Origin of the sequence: Nocardia sp. NPDC056952 (assembly GCF_042674185.1) — a bacterium.
GTDB lineage: Bacteria > Actinomycetota > Actinomycetes > Mycobacteriales > Mycobacteriaceae > Nocardia.
This window is the reverse complement of the sequence record NZ_JBHURA010000012.1, coordinates 70,634-89,383: the sequence shown is the minus strand read 5'-3', so window position 1 is coordinate 89,383 and position 18,750 is coordinate 70,634. Positions and strand designations below refer to the sequence as shown.

The window sequence follows — 18,750 nt, the reverse complement described above, 5'->3', positions numbered from 1 at the left end:
GACGGGTGACCAGGTTCGCGTTACGGTCGAGCCACGCACCTGCAGAGACGGAGCTCACATGTCCGCGCCCGACCACCTCGCGCCGAATTCCTCGGCCGATCTCGGCCTCACCGAGCTGTCCTCGGCCGTGGCCGACGGCAGTATTTCCTCGGTCGTCGCCGTCGCCGACGCGCTCGACCGGATCGAGGCGTCGCAGCCGACGCTCAACGCGTTCCGGGTCGTCCGTCGCGACGCCGCGCTGCGGGAGGCGGCCGAGGCGGACGCGCGGTTGGCGACGGGTGTGCGGCTGCCGCTGCTGGGTGTGCCGATCGCGGTCAAGGACGACACCGACATCAGCGGCGAGGTCACCGCGTTCGGGTGTGGTGGGGAGTTCACGCCGAAATCCGCGGATGCCGAATCGGTGCGCCGGTTGCGCGCGGCGGGTGCGGTGATCGTCGGCAAGACCAATACCTGCGAGCTGGGACAGCTGCCTTTCACCAGTGGTGACGCGTTCGGCCACACCCGCAATCCGTGGGATCGCACGCGCACGCCGGGTGGGTCGTCGGGTGGGTCCGCGGCGGCGGTCGCGGCCGGATTGGTCCCCGCCGCGCTGGGTTCCGACGGCGCGGGGTCGGTGCGTATCCCGGCCTCGTGGACCAACCTGATCGGGATCAAGCCGCAGCGGGGGCGCATCTCCACCTGGCCGCTGGCGGAGGCGTTCAACGGGCTCACCGTCAACGGACCGCTCGCGCGCACTGTGCGGGACGCGGCGCTGCTGCTCGACATCGCCGCCGGACCGCACGACGGTGACCGGCACAAGCCCGCGCCCATCGAGGCGAGCGCGGCCGTCGGGCGCGATCCGGGCACGCTCAGAATCGCGCTCTCCCTGAGCATTCCGTACACCGCGACCAAAGCCGCGCTCGATCCGCAGATCGCGGCCGCCGTGCACGCACTGGCCGCCACCCTGCGCACGCTCGGCCATACCGTCACGGTGACAGACCTGCACTACGGGTTGATGATCGGCGCGTCCTTCCTGCCGCGCTCGCTGGCGGGGATCAGCCGGGTCCACCGGGATATGCCGGGCGCGGTCGTCGACCCGAGGACCACCACCAATTCGCGCATCGGCCGCGTGCTCAGCGGACCCGCACTCACCGCCGCGCGGCTCGCGGAACCCTTGCTGCACAAGCGTATCGGCTCGTTCTTCGACGACTACGACTTGGTGCTGGCGCCGACCACCGCGACCCCTCCCCCACAGGTGGAAGAGATCGATGGCATCGGCTTCGGTGCGACGAACAATCTGATCACCGCCGCGTGCCCGTACACCTGGCCGTGGAACGTACTCGGCTGGCCGAGCGTGAACGTGCCTGCCGGATTCACCGACGCCGGACTGCCGATCGGTGCGCAACTGATGGGCACCGCCGGCAGCGAACCACTGCTGATCTCGCTGGCGGCCCAGCTGGAATCGGACCTGCACTGGGAACGGCACCGCCCCGCCCAGTGGTGGTGACAGTTCCTATCGGCCCGGTTCCGTCCACCCTTCGAGGTCGCTCTTCGTACCCGACGGACAGCCGTCCTGGCCGGTCTGCCGGGGAAACATCATCAGGCAGCGCTGTGGTCCCGCGCCGCCGACCGCGGTGGTGACCAGGACGGCGATCGACGAGCCGTCGGCGACGCGGCTGGTCGAGAAGCCGAGAGTGCCGGTGACGCCGCGATAGTCGGACTCGCGCAACTGGACCGCGATGGCGGTTCGGTTCGGCGGGAGGTCGGCCAGTACGCCACGGCTGTTGCGCACCGCCTGAACGAACAGGCCGCTCACGTCGAAGGCCAGACCGGTACGGTCACCCGCCCAGGTGGGCCGGTAGTCGGTGAGATCGGGATAGCCACGAAGGTCTCCGATCAACCCCGCCAGTTCGGTACACAGCTGCTCGTGTTCGAACGGCACCGGCTGGTCGCCGAGCTTGCCGATGCCGCTGACGCAATCGGCGCCGCCCAGCATGACCGGCGATGCCTTGGACACGTAGCGCACGGTGAGGTTGGCCGGGAGCGCGGCGGTGGCTTTCGGATCGGTGATCAGCCTGGTCACCGCGTCGTTGCCGAGAATCGCCGGGCCCGCGCCACTGAGGCAGCCGCGACTCACCGATTTGGCGAAGGTCGGGAAGTCGTCGTTGCGGCCGGCGAAGAACAGCAGGGTGCGGCGGTCGAATCCGGCGGTCTCGCACGGTGCGGGAAAGCGGTAGAGCTGCTGCTGTTCGCGCCAGCTCATGCTCTGTTGCGCCACACCGCGTTTGGCGAGCTCCTTCTGCAGATCCTCGACCAGGGTGGTCACGTACAGATCACCGGCGGCCTCGGGGTGATAGATCGCCACCTTGTCGTAGCGGGGTGTGCCGTTGAGGTCACGGGCGCCCTGCACATAGTCGGCGACCAGACGTGCCTGGACGGTATTGCTCGGTGCCGCTTGGAAATACAGCGGCGATGCCTGCTCCAGACCATCGGCGGACAGGGTCGTGGCCACCGCGGGCACACCGAGTTCACCGAGACGCGTGATGGCCTTGCGGGTCTCGTCGTTGCTGCGATCGATTCCCACCACGCCGAGCACGCTGGGGTCGTCGGCCACGAGCTCGCGCAGCGGATTGTCGACCACCCACCCGGCCTGGCGCATATCGGAGCCGCCGTTGGCGATGATGATGCGCAGCAACGGTTCCGATTCATCGGAGGCCAGCAACGCGCGACGCTGCTGCACCGCCAGTCCGGCCAGCTCCTCGACCTGGGCGTGCGGGTAGCGCACATTGGTGTCGACGTAGCTGAGGCCGGCGAAGTACACCAGCGAGATCAGAGGTCTGTTCGGATTGTTCTCGCGCGCGTCGGCCGCGGCCACATTGAGCCGGAACACTTCTCGCTGCATCGCCGACAGCTCGGGGTCATCGGCGAAGGTCTGGCGGGGGTTGTCGCTGTAGCCGACGCATTCACCGTCGCGCAAACTCACCGAGACACCGTCGGTCCACGGCCAGTGCGAACATTCGGCGCCGCGCAGCGGTGGGAAGTAGACCAGCGTCGCGGCCACGGCCAGCACGATCGGGATCAGCACGCACAGACCGACGAACCAGCTGCGCGCGGCGAGTGGCGGCGCGGGCGGCAGTGCCAGACCGCGGAATCGGGCATCGCCGACGCGCGGGGTCGTGTCGGGCGGCAGGATCGCGCGCAACGGGAGGAACCAGGCGTCGGCCTGACGATGGGTGCGCCGGTTGTCGATCTCGCGCACCCACTCCTGCAGCGGATCGGGCGGCTGCGGGGTCGGCGCGTCGGCGAGGCTTTCCAGGGTGCGCAGCGGCCGGAGGTCGCTGATGTGCGAGAGCTCGCCGACCTCACGGCTCGGCCCTTCGTCGCGCAGCGCCACCACGACCAGCGGATCGAAAAGACCGGTCTCGTTCCGGATTTCGTTGATCCAGGTGAGGATGCGCGCGCCGTCGCTGCCCTCGGCCAGACCACCGAGCAACGCCACCGGATAGGCGGTGCGCCGCCAGCTCGACGGGCGCCAGATGCGGCGCCGGTAAGCGTCGCGCAGGTCCTCGAGAAACGCGTGTACGAGGAGCTTGGCAACCTGCTCCTCGTTCTCGTCGACCCGATGTGACGCGGTGAGCCGGGACGCGAAACCGAGGAAACTGCCCGACAATTCAGGCGCCAGGTAGCGCTGGTGCAGAAACCACCGCGTCACCTTCGACATACCGGGAATGCGCCCCGACACCCACAGCCACAACCGCAGCACCGGCCACAGCGCCAGCACACCGAAGACCACACGCGAAATCGTGTCGCCCGCAACACCTTCGGCGGTGTCGGAACGGCTCGTCGGCGAACCGCTACGCAACAGTTTGGGCAGTCTGCGACGCAGCTCGTCGGGTGCCTCGGATTCGTCGGAGGTCACCCGCTGCCGGGTCAGCCAGTCGGCGGTGCGGTAGCGCGGGAACTTGATCGCGCCCATCGCGGTGTCGTCGGCGGCGAAACCCGCCACCAGCTGCTGGACGATCGGCAGGCAGTGGCCGGGGATCTCCTGATCATTGGCGTGCGGACCCGCGTCGATCGCGTTGAGGTCTGGGGTGAGCAGCGTGCGCGGCAGGTCGGGCGCGTGCAGGTCGATCTTGACGCGCGGAGTCGCCCGCCTGCCCCCGGATTCGCTGAGCCAACTGTAGATTTCGCCGACCAGCGCGGTGTGCCCGGCAACGCCGACGACTTCGATGATCGGGCGGGGCAGCGCGCGCCGCCCGTGGACCAATGTGCGCAGCACGCGCGGGCGGGCATCGGGAATCTCGAGCGCCCGCAGCAGCTCCAGCAGCTTGCCGACATCATTGGCATCGGGCACTTCCACGGCCTCCCCGGACGATCAGCGAAGCACGCCGAACGAACCGGCGTGTTCGCCGAACGATACCCCGAACCGCCGACAGTCAAACGGTCAAAAGCCCAGCTTCCCCAGCTGTTTCGGATCGCGCTGCCAATCCTTGGCGACCTTCACGTGCAGGTTCAGGTAGATGCGGGTGCCCAGAATGTGCTCGATCTGCTTGCGGGCATTGGTGCCGACCTCCTTGAGGCGGGCGCCGTTCTTACCGATGATGATCGCCTTCTGACTCGGCCGTTCGACGTACAGCAGGGCATGCACTTCGAGCATGTCCTCGTTCGCCTCGTACGGCTCGATGTCCTCGATCACCACGGCCAGCGAGTGCGGCAGTTCGTCGCGCACGCCTTCCAGGGCGGCCTCGCGGATCAGCTCGGCCATGAGGGTTTCCTCCGGCTCGTCGGTGATCTCACCGTCGGGATAGAACGCCGGGCCCTCTTGCATCTGCGAGGCGATCACGTCGACGAGCACCTCGACCTGCTCGCCCTTCACGGCCGAGACCGGAACGACCTCGGCTTCGGGGCCGAGCAGCTTCGACAGCGCCATCAGCTGGTGGGCGATCTCGTCGCGACCCACCTTGTCGATCTTGGTGACCACGCCGAGGATCTTGGTCTTGGGCGCCATCATCCTGATCTGCTCGACGATCCAGCGGTCACCGGGGCCGATCTTCTCGTCGGCCGGGATGCACAACGCGATCAGGTCGACCTCGGAATAGGTATCGCGGACCAGATCATTGAGACGCTGGCCGAGCAGGGTGCGCGGACGGTGCAGGCCGGGGGTGTCGACCAGGATCAGCTGGGCGTTCTCGCGGTGCACGATGCCGCGGATGGTGTGGCGGGTGGTCTGCGGGCGCGAGGAGGTGATCGCGATCTTGGTGCCGACCAGTGCGTTGGTGAGCGTCGACTTGCCGGTGTTGGGGCGGCCGACGAAACAGACGAAGCCGGAACGGAATTCCTTGCCGGACTCAGCCACCGTGCACCTCGCTCAGCACGGCGCCGGTGCGATCGGTGCGGATGACCGCAGCCGACGGCGAGACCTCGCGCACGGCGTCGATGCCCGCGTCCTCGGCGTCACCCCCGACGACGACCGCCGCCTCGAAGCCCTCGGCACCGCTCGAGATCGCGGCGGCCACGGCGGCCTGCAGCGCGGTCAAGCGCAGCGCGGTCAGCCCGACCTCGCCCGCGGCGTAGGTGCGGCCGTCGGTGTCGCGCACCGCGGCGCCGCTCGCACCCCCGGTGCGGCCCAGCGCGCCACGCGCCAGTACCAGCAGTTTGTTGTCCTCTGCGTTCAGTTCACTCATGGTGTTCTCCGTTGTCGTCGGGCACGCGCACCGGATCGGTGTCGGCGGTTGCCTCGTCGGTCGTGCCCTTGCGGGGCTTGTCGGTCTTCTTCTCAGGCTTGTCGGCCTTGTCCGCGGCCCGGCGCACCAGCACGGTGTTGACCCGCATCCGCCCGCGCGCGTCGGCGCCACCCTCGCCGCGCAGCACCAGCCCGTAGACGGTCACCTTGGAGCCGGGCAGCGGGACGCGGCCCAGCTCGTGAGCGAGCAGCCCGCCCACCGTGTCCACGTCGTCGTCCTCGATGTCGAGGCCGTACAGCTCCCCCAGGTCTTCCACCGACAGCCGCGACGAGACGCGGTAGCGCCCGTCGCCGAGGTCCTCCACGGGCGGGGTCTCGTCGGTGTCGTATTCGTCGGCGATCTCACCGACGATCTCCTCGAGCACGTCCTCGATGGTCACCAGGCCCGCGATACCGCCGTACTCGTCGACCAGCAGCGCCATGTGATTGCGGCGCCGCTGCATCTCGTCGAGCAGTTCGTCGAGCGGCTTGGAATCGGGGACGAAGTTCGCGGGCCGCATGACATCGCCCACCGACACCTTGCGGGCGCGATCGGCGTAGGGCACAAGGTCTTTCAGGTAGACCACGCCGCGGATATCGTCGACGTTCTCGCCGATCACCGGAATCCGGGAATGGCCCGATCGCACCGCCAGTGACATCGCCTGGGCGGCGGTCTTGTCGTCCTCGATCCACACCATCTCGGTGCGCGGCACCATCACCGCGCGAGCCGGAGTGTCGCCGAGTTCGAAGACCGACTGGATCATCCGGCGTTCGTCGTCGGCCACCACGCCGCGCTCGCGGGCCATGTCGACCACCTCGCGCAGCTCGATCTCGGAAGCGAAGGGGCCGTTGCGAAATCCCTTACCGGGGGTGATCGCGTTGCCGAGCAGAATCAGCAGGCGGCTGACCGGGCTGAGCACCGCGCCGATGATCTGCAACGGCACGGCGGCGGCCAACGCGATCGAATAGGCGTGCTGGCGGCCGAGAGTACGCGGGCCGACGCCGATCACGACGTAGGAGACAACGACCATCAGCGCGGCGGTGACCAGCAGCGCCGTGGTCTCGTTCCACAGGTCGAGCGTCGCCGCCGCCAGCAGCACCGTGGCAGTGATCTCGCACAGAATACGCAGCAGGACAACGAGATTCACATAGCGCGGACGGTCGTCGACGATCTTGCGCAGTCGCGCGGCGCCGGGGCGCTCCTCGCGGACCATGTCGTCGAGCCTGGCCCGTGACACCGTGTTCAGTGCCGAGTCCACGCCCGCGAACACCCCGCCGATACCGATCAACACGATCGCCAGCGGGATCAGGGTCAGTGCTGTCACGCGGGGCCTTCACCGGGTGCGGTGAAACCTGCCTTGCCGAGTAGACGGTCGTCACGCTCGGCCAGCTCGGCGCGGCGCTGTTCCTCGCGCAGGCTCACGTACCACTCCTCGAGCAGCTGGGCCTGCAACGCGAACATCTCCTTCTCCTCCTCCGGCTCGGCATGGTCGTAGCCGAGCAGGTGGAGCACGCCGTGCACGGTGAGCAGGGCCAGCTCGTGATCGAGCGAATGGTCCGCCTTCTGCGCCTGACCCATCGCGAACTCAGGGCACAGCACGATGTCACCGAGCATGGACGGGCCGGGCTCCGGGCTGTCGGGACGACCGCCGGGCTCGAGCTCGTCCATCGGGAACGACATCACGTCGGTGGGGCCGGGCAGGTCCATCCAGCGCACGTGCAGGTCGGCCATGGTGTCGAGATCGACGAGCACCATCGACAGTTCGGCGGCAGGATGGACGTCCATCCGGCCGATCACGAAGCGTGCGACGCTGACCAGGTCTTCTTCGGGAACGTCCATGCCCGATTCGTTGGCGATCTCGATGCTCACCTGTTCAGGGTACGGTGCTGGCCCGACGCCGCCGGGAGCGGCATCGGGCCAGCTCGATCGTGTCCCGCCCCGATTCTGGACTGACCAGAGGGTGCGACCCGGTCGGCACATGGGCACTGAGCACGTCAGCGCCGGTCGCTGCGACCTGCGGCCCTGCGCTGGGCGCGATTGCCCGGGTAGTGCGGGCCCGGCACCGCGCGGGTCTCGGATTCGAAGCGGTCGTAGGCGTCGACGATGTCGGAGACCAGCCGGTGACGGACCACGTCGGCGCTGGTGAGCTCCGAGAAGTGGATGTCGTCGATATCGGTGAGGATCTCCGCGGCCGCTCGCAGGCCCGAGCGCTGCCCGTTGGGCAGGTCGACCTGCGAGATGTCACCGGTGACCACCATCCGCGATCCGAAGCCGAGGCGGGTGAGGAACATCTTCATCTGCTCGGCCGTGGTGTTCTGCGCCTCGTCGAGAATGATGAACGAATCGTTGAGGCTGCGACCACGCATGTACGCCAGCGGCGCGACCTCGATGACACCGGACGCCATCAGCTTGGGAATGGCTTCGGGGTCCATCATGTCGTGCAGGGCGTCGTAGAGCGGGCGCAGGTACGGGTCGATCTTGTCGTTGAGGGTGCCCGGCAGGAAGCCGAGCCGCTCGCCCGCCTCGACCGCGGGCCTGGTCAGGATGATGCGGGTGACCTGCTTGGACTGCAGGGCCTGCACCGCCTTGGCCATGGCCAGGTAGGTCTTGCCGGTGCCCGCGGGGCCGATGCCGAACACGATGGTGTTGTCATCGATCGCGTCGACATAGCGCTTCTGGTTCAGCGTCTTGGGGCGGATGATCTTGCCCCGCCGCGACAGGATGTCCAGGCTCAGCACCTCGGCGGGCGATTCGGACACGCCCTCGTCGGTGAGCATCGAGATGGTGTGGCGAACCGCCTCGGGCGTGATCACCCGGTTGCGGCCGGTCAGCGCCACGAGCTGCTCGATGACCCGCTCGGCCAGCGCCACATCGCCCGCCTTGCCGGTGATGGTGACGGTGTTGCCGCGGACATGGATGTCGGCGGGGAGGAGTTTCTCCAGCTGCCGCAGGTTCTGGTCGGCCGAGCCGAGGAAACCGAAAACCGACTCCGGGGCGAGCTCGATGCTGGAACGCACGGTCCGCGCGGCGGGACCAGCATTGTTACCGCCTGCGCCGATGTCTGATACGGGATTGCCGATCTCGCCTGAGTTCTTCAAAAGTGGCTACAGCCTGCTTCCGGTTTCGACCTGGTGTTCGATGAGATCAGTTTACCGCCGGGCACTGACACCGCACAGTGGTTAAAAATGTGCCCGTGGTATGCCGTTCGCGACCACGTCGGAATACCCGATTCCGGTCGGCCCACTCCTGCCTCACCAGCGTGAGGTCAGCGCCCCCAGCGCACCGAGCGCGACGGCCGCCGCGGTGGAGGTGCGCAGGACGGTCGGGCCGAGGAGCACGATGTCGGCTCCCGCCTCCGCGAGCGCGGCCAGCTCGGCATCGTCGAGGCCGCCTTCGGGGCCGACGATCAGCACCACTTCGCTCGTCTCGGCCAGCGGCAGTTCGGTGAATCTGCCCGCGCCGGATTCGTGCAGGGCCGCGACGATCGCGCCGTCCGCCTTGGCTTTTCGCACCAGTTCCACCAGGTCGCGGGTGCGGTGCAGGCCGGCGATCTCGGGAATGTAGGCGCGACGGGATTGGCGGGCCGCGGATTTCGCCGCCGCACGCCACTTCTCGATGCCCTTGGCGGCCTTGGCTTCCCAGTTCGCGACGCAGCGTGCGGCCTGCCACGGGACGATCAGGTCTGCGCCGGCCTCGGTCATCAATTCGACGGCCAGCTCGGAGCGATCCGACTTGGGCAGCGCCTGCACCACGGTCACCGCCGGGGTGGGCGGCGCGGCGATCCGACGGTCACGGACCGCCAGTTCGAGCCGGTCCTTCTGGGCCGCGACGACTTCCGAGTCGGCCAGCACACCGTGCCCATCGGACAGGGTGATCGGTTCACCGACCTTGATCCGGCGCACGGTCGCGGCATGGCGGCCTTCGGGGCCGTCCAGCACCGCGACAGCGCCCGGCTCGGGGACCTCGTCGAGGTAGAAGACCGTGGCGGCCACGGGCTCAGCGCCCGCTGAACGACGCGCGCAGCCGGGCGAACAGACCGCTGTTGTGCTCGGACTGGGTCGACATCACCTCGGCGCGATCCTTGTCCCGCATGCCCTTGAACTTGCGCAGCAGATCGGTCTGCCTGCCGTCGAGCTTGTTCGGTACGACGATGTCGAGGTGAGCGAGCAGGTCACCGCGCGCACCCGAACGCAGGCGCGGCATGCCGTGCGCCCGCAGCTGGATGACCTCGCCGGGCTGGGTGCCCGCCGCGATGGTGAGTTCGGTGGGGCCGTCGAGGATGGTGTCGACGACCACGGTGGTCCCGAGGATCGCGTCGACCATCGGCACCCGGACGGTGCAGTGCAGGTCGTCGCCGTCGCGCACGAAGGTGTCGTGCGGCTGCTCGACGACCTCGACGTAGAGGTCACCGGCATGGCCGCCACCGGGGCCCACCTCGCCCTGCGCCGCCAGGCGAACCCGCATGCCGCTGGCGACACCGGCCGGGATGGGCGCGGCGATCTCGCGACGGGCGCGCACGCGGCCGTCGCCACCGCACTTGTTGCAGGGGTCGGGGATGGTCTCGCCCGCGCCACGGCAGGTGGGGCAGGGCCGCGAGGTGAGCACCTGGCCGAGGAACGAGCGCTGCACCGACTGCACCTCGCCCGCGCCGTCGCAGGTCTCACAGCGCACCGGCTTGGAGTTGCCGTTGGTGCCCGAGCCCACGCAGACATCGCAGAGGATCGCGGTGTCGACGGTCAGGTGCTTGGTGACGCCGACCGCGCATTCGGCCAGGCTCAGCCGGGTGCGGATCAGCGAGTCGGCGCCGGGCTGCACGCGGCCGCGCGGCTTGCGCTGGCCACCGCCCTGGCCGCTCATCCCGCCGAAGAACGCCTCGAAGACGTCGCCGAGGCCGCCGAAGCCCGCACCGTTGAATCCTGCTCCGCCGCCGCCGTTTTCGAGCGGGTCACCGCCGAGGTCGACGATCCGGCGCTTCTCGGGGTCGGTCAGCACCTCGTAGGCGGTGGAGACTTCCTTGAAGCGGGCCTGCGCGCCCTCGTCTGGGTTCACATCGGGGTGCAGTTCGCGGGCCAGCTTGCGGTAAGCGCGCTTGAGCTCCTGGTCGGTGGCGTTCTTGCCGACGCCGAGCAGTCCGTAGTAATCCCGTGCCACGTGAGTTCTCTAGTCCTTGGTCGGTGTGGGCCGGCCGAGCGCCGGGCGCATCCTTTAGTCGAATCCACTCAACTTTACCGGCCGAAGTATCGACCTTAACAGTCCGGTTGTCGTGGATCCCGAGCTGGCTTCACCTTTCGGCGAGCACCTCGCCGATGTAGCGGGCGACCGTCGCGACGGATGCCATGGTGCCGGGGTAGTCCATGCGGGTCGGGCCGAGCACACCCATACCGCCCAGCACGGCGCCCGCCGCACCGTAGCCGGTGGAGACGACGGAGGTGCCGCGCATCTGCTCGACCTGGGTCTCCTCGCCGATCTGCACCATCACCTGGCCCGGCTGCTGGGCCGCGGCGAGCAATTTGAGCACGATGACCTGTTCTTCCAGGGCTTCCAGCACAGTGCGCAGGGAGCCGGGGAAGCCGAAATCGGCGACATTGCGGGTGAGATTGGCCGTGCCGCCGAGGACCAGGCGTTCTTCGGGGTGCTCGACCAGCGTCTCCACCAGGACGGTCGAGACCCGGACCAGCACGTCGCGGATCTTGGCCGGTGCGCGCTCCGGCACACCGGCCACCGACGCGCTGGCCACCGACAGCAGCTTGCCGTCCATGGCCCCGCCGAGCAGGCCGCGCACGGCGGCCAGGTCTTCGTCGGAGATCACCGCGCCCAGGTCGACGATGCGCTGGTCGACGCGGCCGGTGTCGGTGATCACCACGAGTAACAGCCGGGCAGGGTTGAGCGCGACGACCTCGATGTGGCGCACGATCGAGGCCGAGACGGTGGGGTACTGCACCACAGCGACCTGGCGGGTGAGCTGGGCCAGCAGGCGCACGCCGCGACGCAAGACGTCGTCGAGGTCGACCCCGGATTCGAGGAATTCCATGATCGCCCGGCGTTCGGCGCCCGAGAGCGGTTTCACCTCGGCGATCCGGTCGACGAACTCGCGGTAGCCCTTGTCGGTGGGAATACGGCCCGAGCTCGTGTGCGGCTGGGTGATGTAGCCCTCGGCCTCCAGCACCGCCATGTCGTTGCGGATGGTGGCGCTGGAAACGCCGAGGTGGTGCCGTTCCACGAGGGACTTGGAACCGATCGGTTCCTTGGTGGCGACGTAGTCCGCGACGATCGCTCGCAGGACCTCGAAACGTCGATCCTCGGTACTCGACGCCATCGACCCCACCTTCCTCGCTCGTGCCTGGTACATCACGCCTACCCGTGCTGCGTTCGCACAGGGTCGCACGCCGACGCTCGCAGCGTCTTGTTGTCCAGTCTAATTGTCTTGTCGCCGATCCCTGGATCGCACGGCGGTCCGGCATCGAACCGTCATGCGGGGATATCCGGCTTCGGGGGCGGTGTTCGCCTGTCGGCTCGGTCGAGCCCCGCGCCAGGGTTGTCCACAGGCCCGAGTTATCCACAGTTGCGGTTTCGAGGGTTGTCGGGCTCGAGCGCCGGGCGTAGATTTCGGGACTGAATCAGGGGGTCTACCAGCTGTTTTCAGCTGACTACAGAGTGCACGGGAGGGGAACTGTGGTGTATCCGGGTGGGGTCGGCGAAGCGGGGCAAGTCGGTTCGAGCGCGGTCGCGGTGCGGCCGGCGGAGTTCGCCCGGATCGACGGTGCGTGTGTGGAATTTCTGCGGGCGATCGCGCGGATACGGGCACTTGCCGTGGAAATCGGCGATCAGGAGCGCTGGGGGCTGGGCGAGGGCGACGCGCGGTTGGTGTCCGGGCGCACGTTGGTCGCGCGATTGCGTTCCGTCGCGGCGGCGAACGAGAACAGCGTCACTGCCGTATTGGACGCGCATTCACAGATCGTGGACGACATTCGGCAATCTTTCCGGGCTGCGCGCGATCTGATGGTAGTTGCCGACGAAGAGTGGGCTGATCGACTTCGGTTGTCGGAAACCTCTGCGGGACAACATATTTCTTCGGTGTCAGCGTGACAGGCCCCGAGCCGAGCGGCATTCGTAGCGAGAACACATATCCGGACTATTCGAGCGACGCCACGAAATCGGGTGTTCCCGGCGGCGGGGAGAACACGCATTCTTGGCGACATCGGGAGATCGTCGCGGCATTCGGGGCGCTCGAGGTGACCGACGCGTTGGCGCAAGCGGACAGGTTCGAGCAGATCGCGCGGTGGTGGGACGAGGGTCTACGCGCATTCCGGCACGCAGTGGATGGGTCGCTGGCGTCGGCTTGGTCGGGCGCGGGTGCCGCCGCGGCCGGATCCGCGGTCGACGACTATGTCGCGCGAGCGCACGATCTGACTGCCGAGCTGGCGGATTTGCCGGGCGTGATTCGAGCGGCTGCCGAGGCGATCGTGGCGACCAAGTACGCGGTCGGGTCACCGGTTGCCGAGGAAATCGGCGGCGTGGCGTGGTCGGCGAGTGGGGCGGTACACGCCATGGGCTCAGCATCGGCGCACGGTGCTGCTTCGGCCGCGGAGGAGGATGCGCGAGCGGCGATGCGGCAGCGATACGTGTTGCCGTTCGCGGAGTTGGTCGCTCGCATTCCGGTGCTGCCCATGCCACTTCGGTCGTTCGACTCCGGCGAGCCGAGCGATCGGCAATTGCTGATCGGCACCGTGGGGCAGTCTCGAGACGAGCGGCGCGCGCTGTCGCCGGTCGAGGTTTCCGCCGGTAGCGGCCAGAACTTGTCCGCCGCGTCCGGGGAGAGTTCGGCCGTGCACGCAGCGATCGGCGACTCGGAGAAGGTGGGGCGCGATGGTCGCGGCACGGGAGTTCCGATCGACGGTCAAGACCTGCTCGACGGCAGATCGGTGGAATCCGGTGACCGCACGGCACGCCCAGGCAGCGCTACGGCGGTGACCTCGGCTTCGTCTGGTGCCACCGGCGCGGCAGCGCCGAGCGGTACGGATGCGTTGACGGCACCTGTCGGCGCGGGGTTGCGCACAGCGCCCGCGGGGGCTTCTGCGGCGACTGTCGACCCTGGGGTGATCTCGGCGGGCCGCACTCCCGCTGCCGGCCCAGCGGCTGGGCGCATGGGGCCGAGCGGCAGCACGAGCGGAGGCGGTGACCGGATATGGGGTGGGGCACCGCGGTACCGACCGCCCGGCCGGCACGACGCGTCGAGGGCGGGTATCGGGCAGAGCGTTCCAGGATCGACGGGCCCGGCCATCGGCGTCGATCCGCCGTCGGGGCACACGACAGCCAGGTCGGTCGATCGCTACTTCCATTGCGGAGGAGGACCGCCGGCGGCGCCCGCGCCGGGCATCGACGCCGTGCGCGGACTGCCGGAGTACTTGATCACGCTCGCGAACACCGCGGAACTACTCGGTGCGCCACGACCGGCGATAGCCGGTGGGGTGATCGGTGGTGGCGATGACTACTCGCCGGTCGAGCAGCGCTCAACGACGACTCGGGGCTGACGGCGATGTCAGCGCGTCGACGAAGGCGTCGGCAGTGGCCGCCCGAGCCGGGCGGCCGGTGCCGGATCAGACTCGGGCAGCAGCGCCGCAGCGAGCGGCGGAGTCGGGCGCGCCGACCTGCTTGCCCGCGAGGGCGTCGAGACCCAACATCGCCAGCAGCGACGTGCAATCTTCGGCGTCGTTCGAGTGCGAAGCGACCGTCCGCGCGGCGACCGCGCATTGACGAGCGTTCTCCGCCTTCTCAGCGGAGCGCGCTTCAGCGAATTCGCTCTGCTCGTGGACGAGGGTGATGTGCCGTTCGGTGGACATATAACTCCCTAGGATCGAGCCGAAGCCTACGCCCCTAATCGTTATCTTCCACCCCGAACCCACCGAACATACCCTTAGAGCACCCCACTGTTCCGGGCCTCTCACCAGGTGTGCATTGGTGGATTACACCAGGATGACCGGGCAATCTTTGGATGCGATCCCAAGCCAGGGAAATCTCGAAATTCAGATCACGATGACATCACCACTCGCGCGATTCTCCGACTGGTTCAGCAGCCCGTCGATCAGCCGAGAATGGCTCCCGCGACCCCTGAAGTGGTCAGGTGAGGAGGTCGCGGACGATGCCGTCGGCGAGGAGGCGGCCACGGTCGGTGAGGACCAGGTTGTCGCCGGTGACGCGGGCCAGGCCGTCGGCCAGGATGCGGTCGAGGGCCGAGCTTGCCGAGGGGGCTAGATCCGCGAGCGGCAAGCCAGTGCGGAGGCGGACGGTGAGCATGAGGTGTTCGGTGTAGCGCTCGTCGTCGGTGAGGGCCTCCCAGCCTGCGGCGGGGAGACCGCCGAGGGCCACGCGGTCGGCGTAGCGGGCGGGGTGCTTGACGTTCCACCAGCGAACGCCGCCGACATGGCTGTGCGCGCCGGGGCCGGCGCCGAGCCAGTCACCACCGTCCCAGTAGCCCAGGTTGTGCTGACAGCGGGCGGCATCGCTCGCGGCCCAATTGGAGACCTCGTACCAGGTCAGACCGGCGTCGGCGAGGCGGGCATCGATGCGTTCGTAGCGGGCGGCGAGGACATCGTCGTCGGGTGCGGGCAGTTCACCACGGCGGACCTTGCGTGCCAGCGCGGTTCCGTCCTCGACGATCAGGGAGTAGGCGGAGACATGATCGACACCGGCGGCCAGCACCGCGTCCAGACTCAGATCCAGATCGGCATCGGTCTCGCCCGGGGTGCCGTAGATCAGATCGAGGTTCACGTGATCGAACCCGGCCGCGCGCGCCTCTTTCGCCGCGGCGACCGCGCGGCCCGGCGTGTGCGTGCGGTCGAGCACCTTCAGCACGTGCTGTGCGGCGGACTGCATGCCGAGCGAGATCCGGGTGTAGCCCGCCGCGCGGAGCCGATCGAAGAACTCGGGCGAGGTGGATTCCGGGTTGGATTCGGTGGTCACCTCGGCGTCGGCGGCCAGGGTGAAGTTCGCCCGCACGGCATCGAGAACCGATGCCAGCCCGTCACCACCGAGCAGCGACGGTGTCCCGCCGCCGACGAAGATCGTCGACACCGCGGGCGTCGCGCTCGGCAGGGCGCCGAACTCGGCCGCGGCGGTCGCGAGCTCGCCGCGCAACGCCTCCAGCCACGACTGCGGCGACGCCGAAGTACCGAGCTCCCCCGCCGTATAGGTGTTGAAGTCGCAGTACCCGCAACGCGTGGCACAGAACGGCACGTGCACGTACACCCCGAACGCGCCGCTTCCGAAATCGCGCAGCACCGGCCGATCGGCATCGGCCGGTGTCACGCCGGGAACCCCGGAAGCAGCGCTGGTAGTCACCCCTCCAGTCTGCCGGGCCCTGGTAGCGCGCCCCGCCCGGCCCCTCGCACGTCAGTCCGTCACGACGGGCGTGTTCTGGTTGGCGGTGAGCACCCAGGCGCCGTCTTCCTTGGTCATCACGTACATCGGCGTGCCCTGCCCGGACAACTCGCCGTCGAGGGTGAAGTAGCTCTGGCGGATCTTGACGGCGGCGACATCGGGCCGCAGGAACAGCACGTGCTCGACCTCGTAGGTCGCGGTGCCGTGCGTCGTGGCCCCTGGCAACACCTGCGCCGTGAACTCGGCGATGGCCGGGCGCCCGAACAGCCGCTTGCCGTGACCGGTGGTCCAGATGGCGTCCTCCCGGAAGACAGCGACGAACTCCTCGGCCAGTTCGTTGGCCTGGGCGTGCGCGATGGTGTCCACGACGGCGCGGATGGCAGTGAGTTCGGTAGCGAGATCGGCGGGGGTCTGACCGGCGGCGGTGGCGTCATTGCTCATGGCACTACTGTGCAACCTCGAGCGCAATCCAGGTCAACCGCGCTGTGCGGCACCGCACACCTGCCCGCGCGGGCGTATCACAGGCCGGTTCCGGGCGGCGGGCTATGACCCCCATCACAGAACAGGACGGCCGTCCAGGGAATTTCCCCCAAAAGTGCGGGAAATATCTCCTTGCGGTCGGAACGACCAGGCTGACGTGGCACAATAGGCACATGCACGCAACTGGAGTACGACTCGTGGCCCGTCGCCACGTCGACTTCCAGCGTGTCTGCAGCGCCTGTTGTCGGCCCGGTTTCCACCGGTAGCGCAGCGGCGTCCACGCCCGGGTATCCCCCGGTGCCTTCGACTTTCATCGGCCCGCTGACTCCCCTGACGCGAGCCAGCCCCTCGCGCCTTCAGCACGGATGTCCCAACACCCCCGCAGGAGCGACCACCCATGACGTCGAGCACCGACGCCGGTTCGACCGAACAGTCGACGGCGCAGGCCCGCACTGAGCGTTCAGCTGCCCAGCGCCCGGCCCGCCCGAGCACCGATGCCCCGGTCGCACCGCGCGCCCGCACCGGCAAGCCGGTCCGCCGCCGGTCCGAAGGCCAGTGGGCCCTCGGCTACCGCGAGCCGCTGAACCCGAACGAGCAGTCCAAGAAGGACGACAACCCGCTCAACGTGCGTTCGCGCATCGAGAACATCTACGCCAAGGGCGGCTTCGACTCGATCGACAAAGCCGACCTGCGTGGCCGTTTCCGCTGGTGGGGTCTCTACACCCAGCGTGAAGAGGGCTACGACGGCACCTTCACCGACGACGACAACATCGACCTGCTGGAAGCCAAGTACTTCATGATGCGGGTGCGGTGCGACGGCGGTGCGCTCTCCGCCGCCCAGCTGCGCACGGTCGGCCAGATCTCCACCGAGTTCGGCCGCGACACCGCCGACCTGTCCGACCGCGAGAACGTCCAGTACCACTGGATCGAGGTCGAGAACGTCCCGGAGATCTGGCGCCGGCTCGAGTCGGTCGGGCTGCACACCACCGAGGCGTGCGGCGACTGCCCGCGCGTGGTGCTCGGTTCGCCGCTCGCCGGCGAGTCGCTCGACGAGATCATCGACCCCACCTGGGCGATCGACGAGATCGTCAAGCGCTACATCGGGAAGAAGGAGTACTCGAACCTTCCCCGCAAGTTCAAGACCGCGATCTCGGGCCAGCAGGACGTGGTGCACGAGATCAACGACATCGCCTTCGTCGGTGTGAACCACCCCGAGCACGGCCCCGGCCTCGATCTCTGGGTCGGCGGCGGCCTGTCCACCAACCCGATGCTGGCTCAGCGCGTCGGCGCTTTCGTGCCCCTCGAAGAGGTCCCCGATGTGTGGGAAGCGGTCGTCTCGCTCTACCGCGACTACGGCTACCGCCGCCTGCGCACCAAGGCCCGCCTGAAGTTCCTGATCAAGGACTGGGGCATCGAGAAGTTCCGTCAGGTGCTCGAGGACGAGTACCTCGAGCGCAAGCTCATCGACGGTCCCGCACCCGCGCAGCCGGCCAAGCCCATCGACCACGTCGGTGTCCAGAAGCTGCGCAACGGCCTGAACTCCGTCGGCTTCTCCCCCATCGCCGGTCGCGTCTCGGGCACCATCCTGAGCAAGGTCGCCGACGCCGCCGAGAAGTACGGCTCGGATCGCATCCGCTTCACCCCGTACCAGAAGCTGATCGTCCTCGACATCCCGGACGACCAGGTCGACGCGCTGATCGACGAACTCGAACCGCTCGGCCTGCAGGCCCGCCCCTCGGTCTGGCGTCGAAACCTCCTCGCCTGCAGTGGCATCGAGTTCTGCAAGCTGTCCTTCGTCGAGACCCGTAAGCGCTCGCAGGTGCTCGCACCCGAACTCGAGCAGCGCCTGGCCGACATCAACGCCGAACTCGACGTGCCGATCACCATCAACATCAACGGTTGCCCGAACTCGTGCGGCCGGTCCCAGATCGCCGACATCGGCTTCAAGGGCCAGCTCGTCGACGACGGCACCGGGAATCAGGTGGAGGGTTTCCAGGTTCATCTCGGTGGCAGCCTCGGCCTGGACAGCGCGTTCGGCCGGAAGTTGCGTCAGCACAAGGTGACCAGCGTCGAGCTCGGTGACTACATCGATCGCGTCGTCCGCAACTTCGTCAAGAACCGGGAATCCGGGGAACGCTTCGCGGTGTGGGCTGTGCGCGCCGACGAGGCCGACCTCCGATAGTCGATGAGG

General features: G+C 68.4%; 16 protein-coding genes. 4 read left to right on the top strand and 12 right to left on the bottom strand.

All coding sequences use genetic code 11. The features are described from left to right. Nucleotides 1–58: 58 nt before the first annotated feature. Nucleotides 59–1,486, top strand: a complete 1,428-nt coding sequence (locus ACFTS5_RS29945) for an amidase (protein ID WP_378637520.1) — start codon at nt 59–61, stop codon at nt 1,484–1,486. A gap of 6 nt (nt 1,487–1,492) precedes the next feature. Here ACFTS5_RS29945 and ACFTS5_RS29940 read toward each other — a convergent pair whose 3' ends face one another. The 9 genes from ACFTS5_RS29940 to hrcA form a co-directional block, all read right to left on the bottom strand. After that, a complete protein-coding gene (locus ACFTS5_RS29940) occupies nt 1,493–4,333 on the bottom strand; it encodes an ABC transporter substrate-binding protein (protein WP_378637518.1) in 2,841 nt (946 codons plus the stop codon). A 90-nt stretch (nt 4,334–4,423) separates the two neighbouring features. Continuing rightward, nucleotides 4,424–5,335: a GTPase Era gene (gene era, locus ACFTS5_RS29935; protein WP_378637515.1), complete on the bottom strand. Its 912-nt coding sequence runs from the start codon at nt 5,333–5,335 to the stop codon at nt 4,424–4,426. After that, nucleotides 5,328–5,663, bottom strand: a complete 336-nt coding sequence (locus ACFTS5_RS29930; RefSeq protein ID WP_378637513.1) for a cytidine deaminase — start codon at nt 5,661–5,663, stop codon at nt 5,328–5,330. Before ACFTS5_RS29930 ends, era begins: the two co-directional genes overlap by 8 nt. After that, nucleotides 5,656–7,026 (bottom strand): hemolysin family protein, encoded by a 1,371-nt coding sequence (locus ACFTS5_RS29925; RefSeq protein WP_378637510.1) that lies wholly within the window; start codon nt 7,024–7,026, stop codon nt 5,656–5,658. Before ACFTS5_RS29925 ends, ACFTS5_RS29930 begins: the two co-directional genes overlap by 8 nt. Next, nucleotides 7,023–7,571, bottom strand: a complete 549-nt coding sequence (ybeY, locus tag ACFTS5_RS29920) for an rRNA maturation RNase YbeY (protein ID WP_364410399.1) — start codon at nt 7,569–7,571, stop codon at nt 7,023–7,025. The genes ACFTS5_RS29925 and ybeY overlap by 4 nt, the downstream gene beginning before the upstream one ends. A 125-nt stretch (nt 7,572–7,696) precedes the next feature. Further along, nucleotides 7,697–8,761 (bottom strand): PhoH family protein, encoded by a 1,065-nt coding sequence (locus tag ACFTS5_RS29915; protein ID WP_378637749.1) that lies wholly within the window; start codon nt 8,759–8,761, stop codon nt 7,697–7,699. Nucleotides 8,762–8,953: 192 nt separating this feature from the next. Further along, on the bottom strand, nt 8,954–9,694 hold the full coding sequence (locus ACFTS5_RS29910; RefSeq protein WP_378637508.1) for a 16S rRNA (uracil(1498)-N(3))-methyltransferase: 741 nt from the start codon (nt 9,692–9,694) through the stop codon (nt 8,954–8,956). Between the two features lie 4 nt (nt 9,695–9,698). Continuing rightward, nucleotides 9,699–10,853 carry a molecular chaperone DnaJ gene (dnaJ, locus tag ACFTS5_RS29905; RefSeq protein ID WP_378637506.1) on the bottom strand — a complete coding sequence of 385 codons (1,155 nt, stop codon included), beginning with the start codon at nt 10,851–10,853 and terminating at the stop codon, nt 9,699–9,701. A 130-nt stretch (nt 10,854–10,983) separates the two neighbouring features. Then, nucleotides 10,984–12,018 (bottom strand): heat-inducible transcriptional repressor HrcA, encoded by a 1,035-nt coding sequence (gene hrcA / locus ACFTS5_RS29900; protein ID WP_378637503.1) that lies wholly within the window; start codon nt 12,016–12,018, stop codon nt 10,984–10,986. Nucleotides 12,019–12,374: 356 nt separating this feature from the next. Here hrcA and ACFTS5_RS29895 point away from each other — a divergent pair, with 356 nt between their 5' ends. Further along, the gene (locus tag ACFTS5_RS29895; protein WP_378637500.1) at nt 12,375–12,788 is read left to right on the top strand and encodes a hypothetical protein; all 414 of its coding nucleotides are present in this window, start codon (nt 12,375–12,377) and stop codon (nt 12,786–12,788) included. Beyond that, the gene (locus ACFTS5_RS29890; protein WP_378637498.1) at nt 12,785–14,233 is read left to right on the top strand and encodes a hypothetical protein; all 1,449 of its coding nucleotides are present in this window, start codon (nt 12,785–12,787) and stop codon (nt 14,231–14,233) included. The genes ACFTS5_RS29895 and ACFTS5_RS29890 overlap by 4 nt, the downstream gene beginning before the upstream one ends. Before the next feature lie 66 nt (nt 14,234–14,299). Here the strand turns inward: ACFTS5_RS29890 and ACFTS5_RS29885 are convergent, their stop codons facing one another. The 3 genes from ACFTS5_RS29885 to ACFTS5_RS29875 form a co-directional block, all read right to left on the bottom strand. Next, entirely contained in the window at nt 14,300–14,542 is a 243-nt protein-coding gene (locus tag ACFTS5_RS29885) for a hypothetical protein (protein WP_067456243.1), read from the bottom strand. Between the two features lie 277 nt (nt 14,543–14,819). Continuing rightward, nucleotides 14,820–16,040 carry a radical SAM family heme chaperone HemW gene (gene hemW, locus ACFTS5_RS29880; protein ID WP_378637495.1) on the bottom strand — a complete coding sequence of 407 codons (1,221 nt, stop codon included), beginning with the start codon at nt 16,038–16,040 and terminating at the stop codon, nt 14,820–14,822. A gap of 51 nt (nt 16,041–16,091) precedes the next feature. After that, nucleotides 16,092–16,520: an SgcJ/EcaC family oxidoreductase gene (locus ACFTS5_RS29875; protein WP_378637493.1), complete on the bottom strand. Its 429-nt coding sequence runs from the start codon at nt 16,518–16,520 to the stop codon at nt 16,092–16,094. 436 nt (nt 16,521–16,956) lie between these two features. Between ACFTS5_RS29875 and ACFTS5_RS29870 the strand changes: the two genes are divergently transcribed. Next, nucleotides 16,957–18,741, top strand: a complete 1,785-nt coding sequence (locus ACFTS5_RS29870; RefSeq protein WP_378637491.1) for a nitrite/sulfite reductase — start codon at nt 16,957–16,959, stop codon at nt 18,739–18,741. Nucleotides 18,742–18,750 lie beyond the last annotated feature (9 nt).

What these genes read in the sequence shown, in the direction of transcription:
- ACFTS5_RS29885 (WP_067456243.1), bottom strand. Translation starts at nt 14,542, where the DNA reads ATGTCCACCGAACGGCACATCACCCTCGTCCACGAGCAGAGCGAATTC.
- ACFTS5_RS29930 (WP_378637513.1), bottom strand. Translation starts at nt 5,663, where the DNA reads ATGAGTGAACTGAACGCAGAGGACAACAAACTGCTGGTACTGGCGCGT.
- hrcA (WP_378637503.1), bottom strand. Translation starts at nt 12,018, where the DNA reads ATGGCGTCGAGTACCGAGGATCGACGTTTCGAGGTCCTGCGAGCGATC.
- ACFTS5_RS29875 (WP_378637493.1), bottom strand. Translation starts at nt 16,520, where the DNA reads ATGAGCAATGACGCCACCGCCGCCGGTCAGACCCCCGCCGATCTCGCT.
- ACFTS5_RS29870 (WP_378637491.1), top strand. Translation starts at nt 16,957, where the DNA reads ATGACGTCGAGCACCGACGCCGGTTCGACCGAACAGTCGACGGCGCAG.
- ACFTS5_RS29945 (WP_378637520.1), top strand. Translation starts at nt 59, where the DNA reads ATGTCCGCGCCCGACCACCTCGCGCCGAATTCCTCGGCCGATCTCGGC.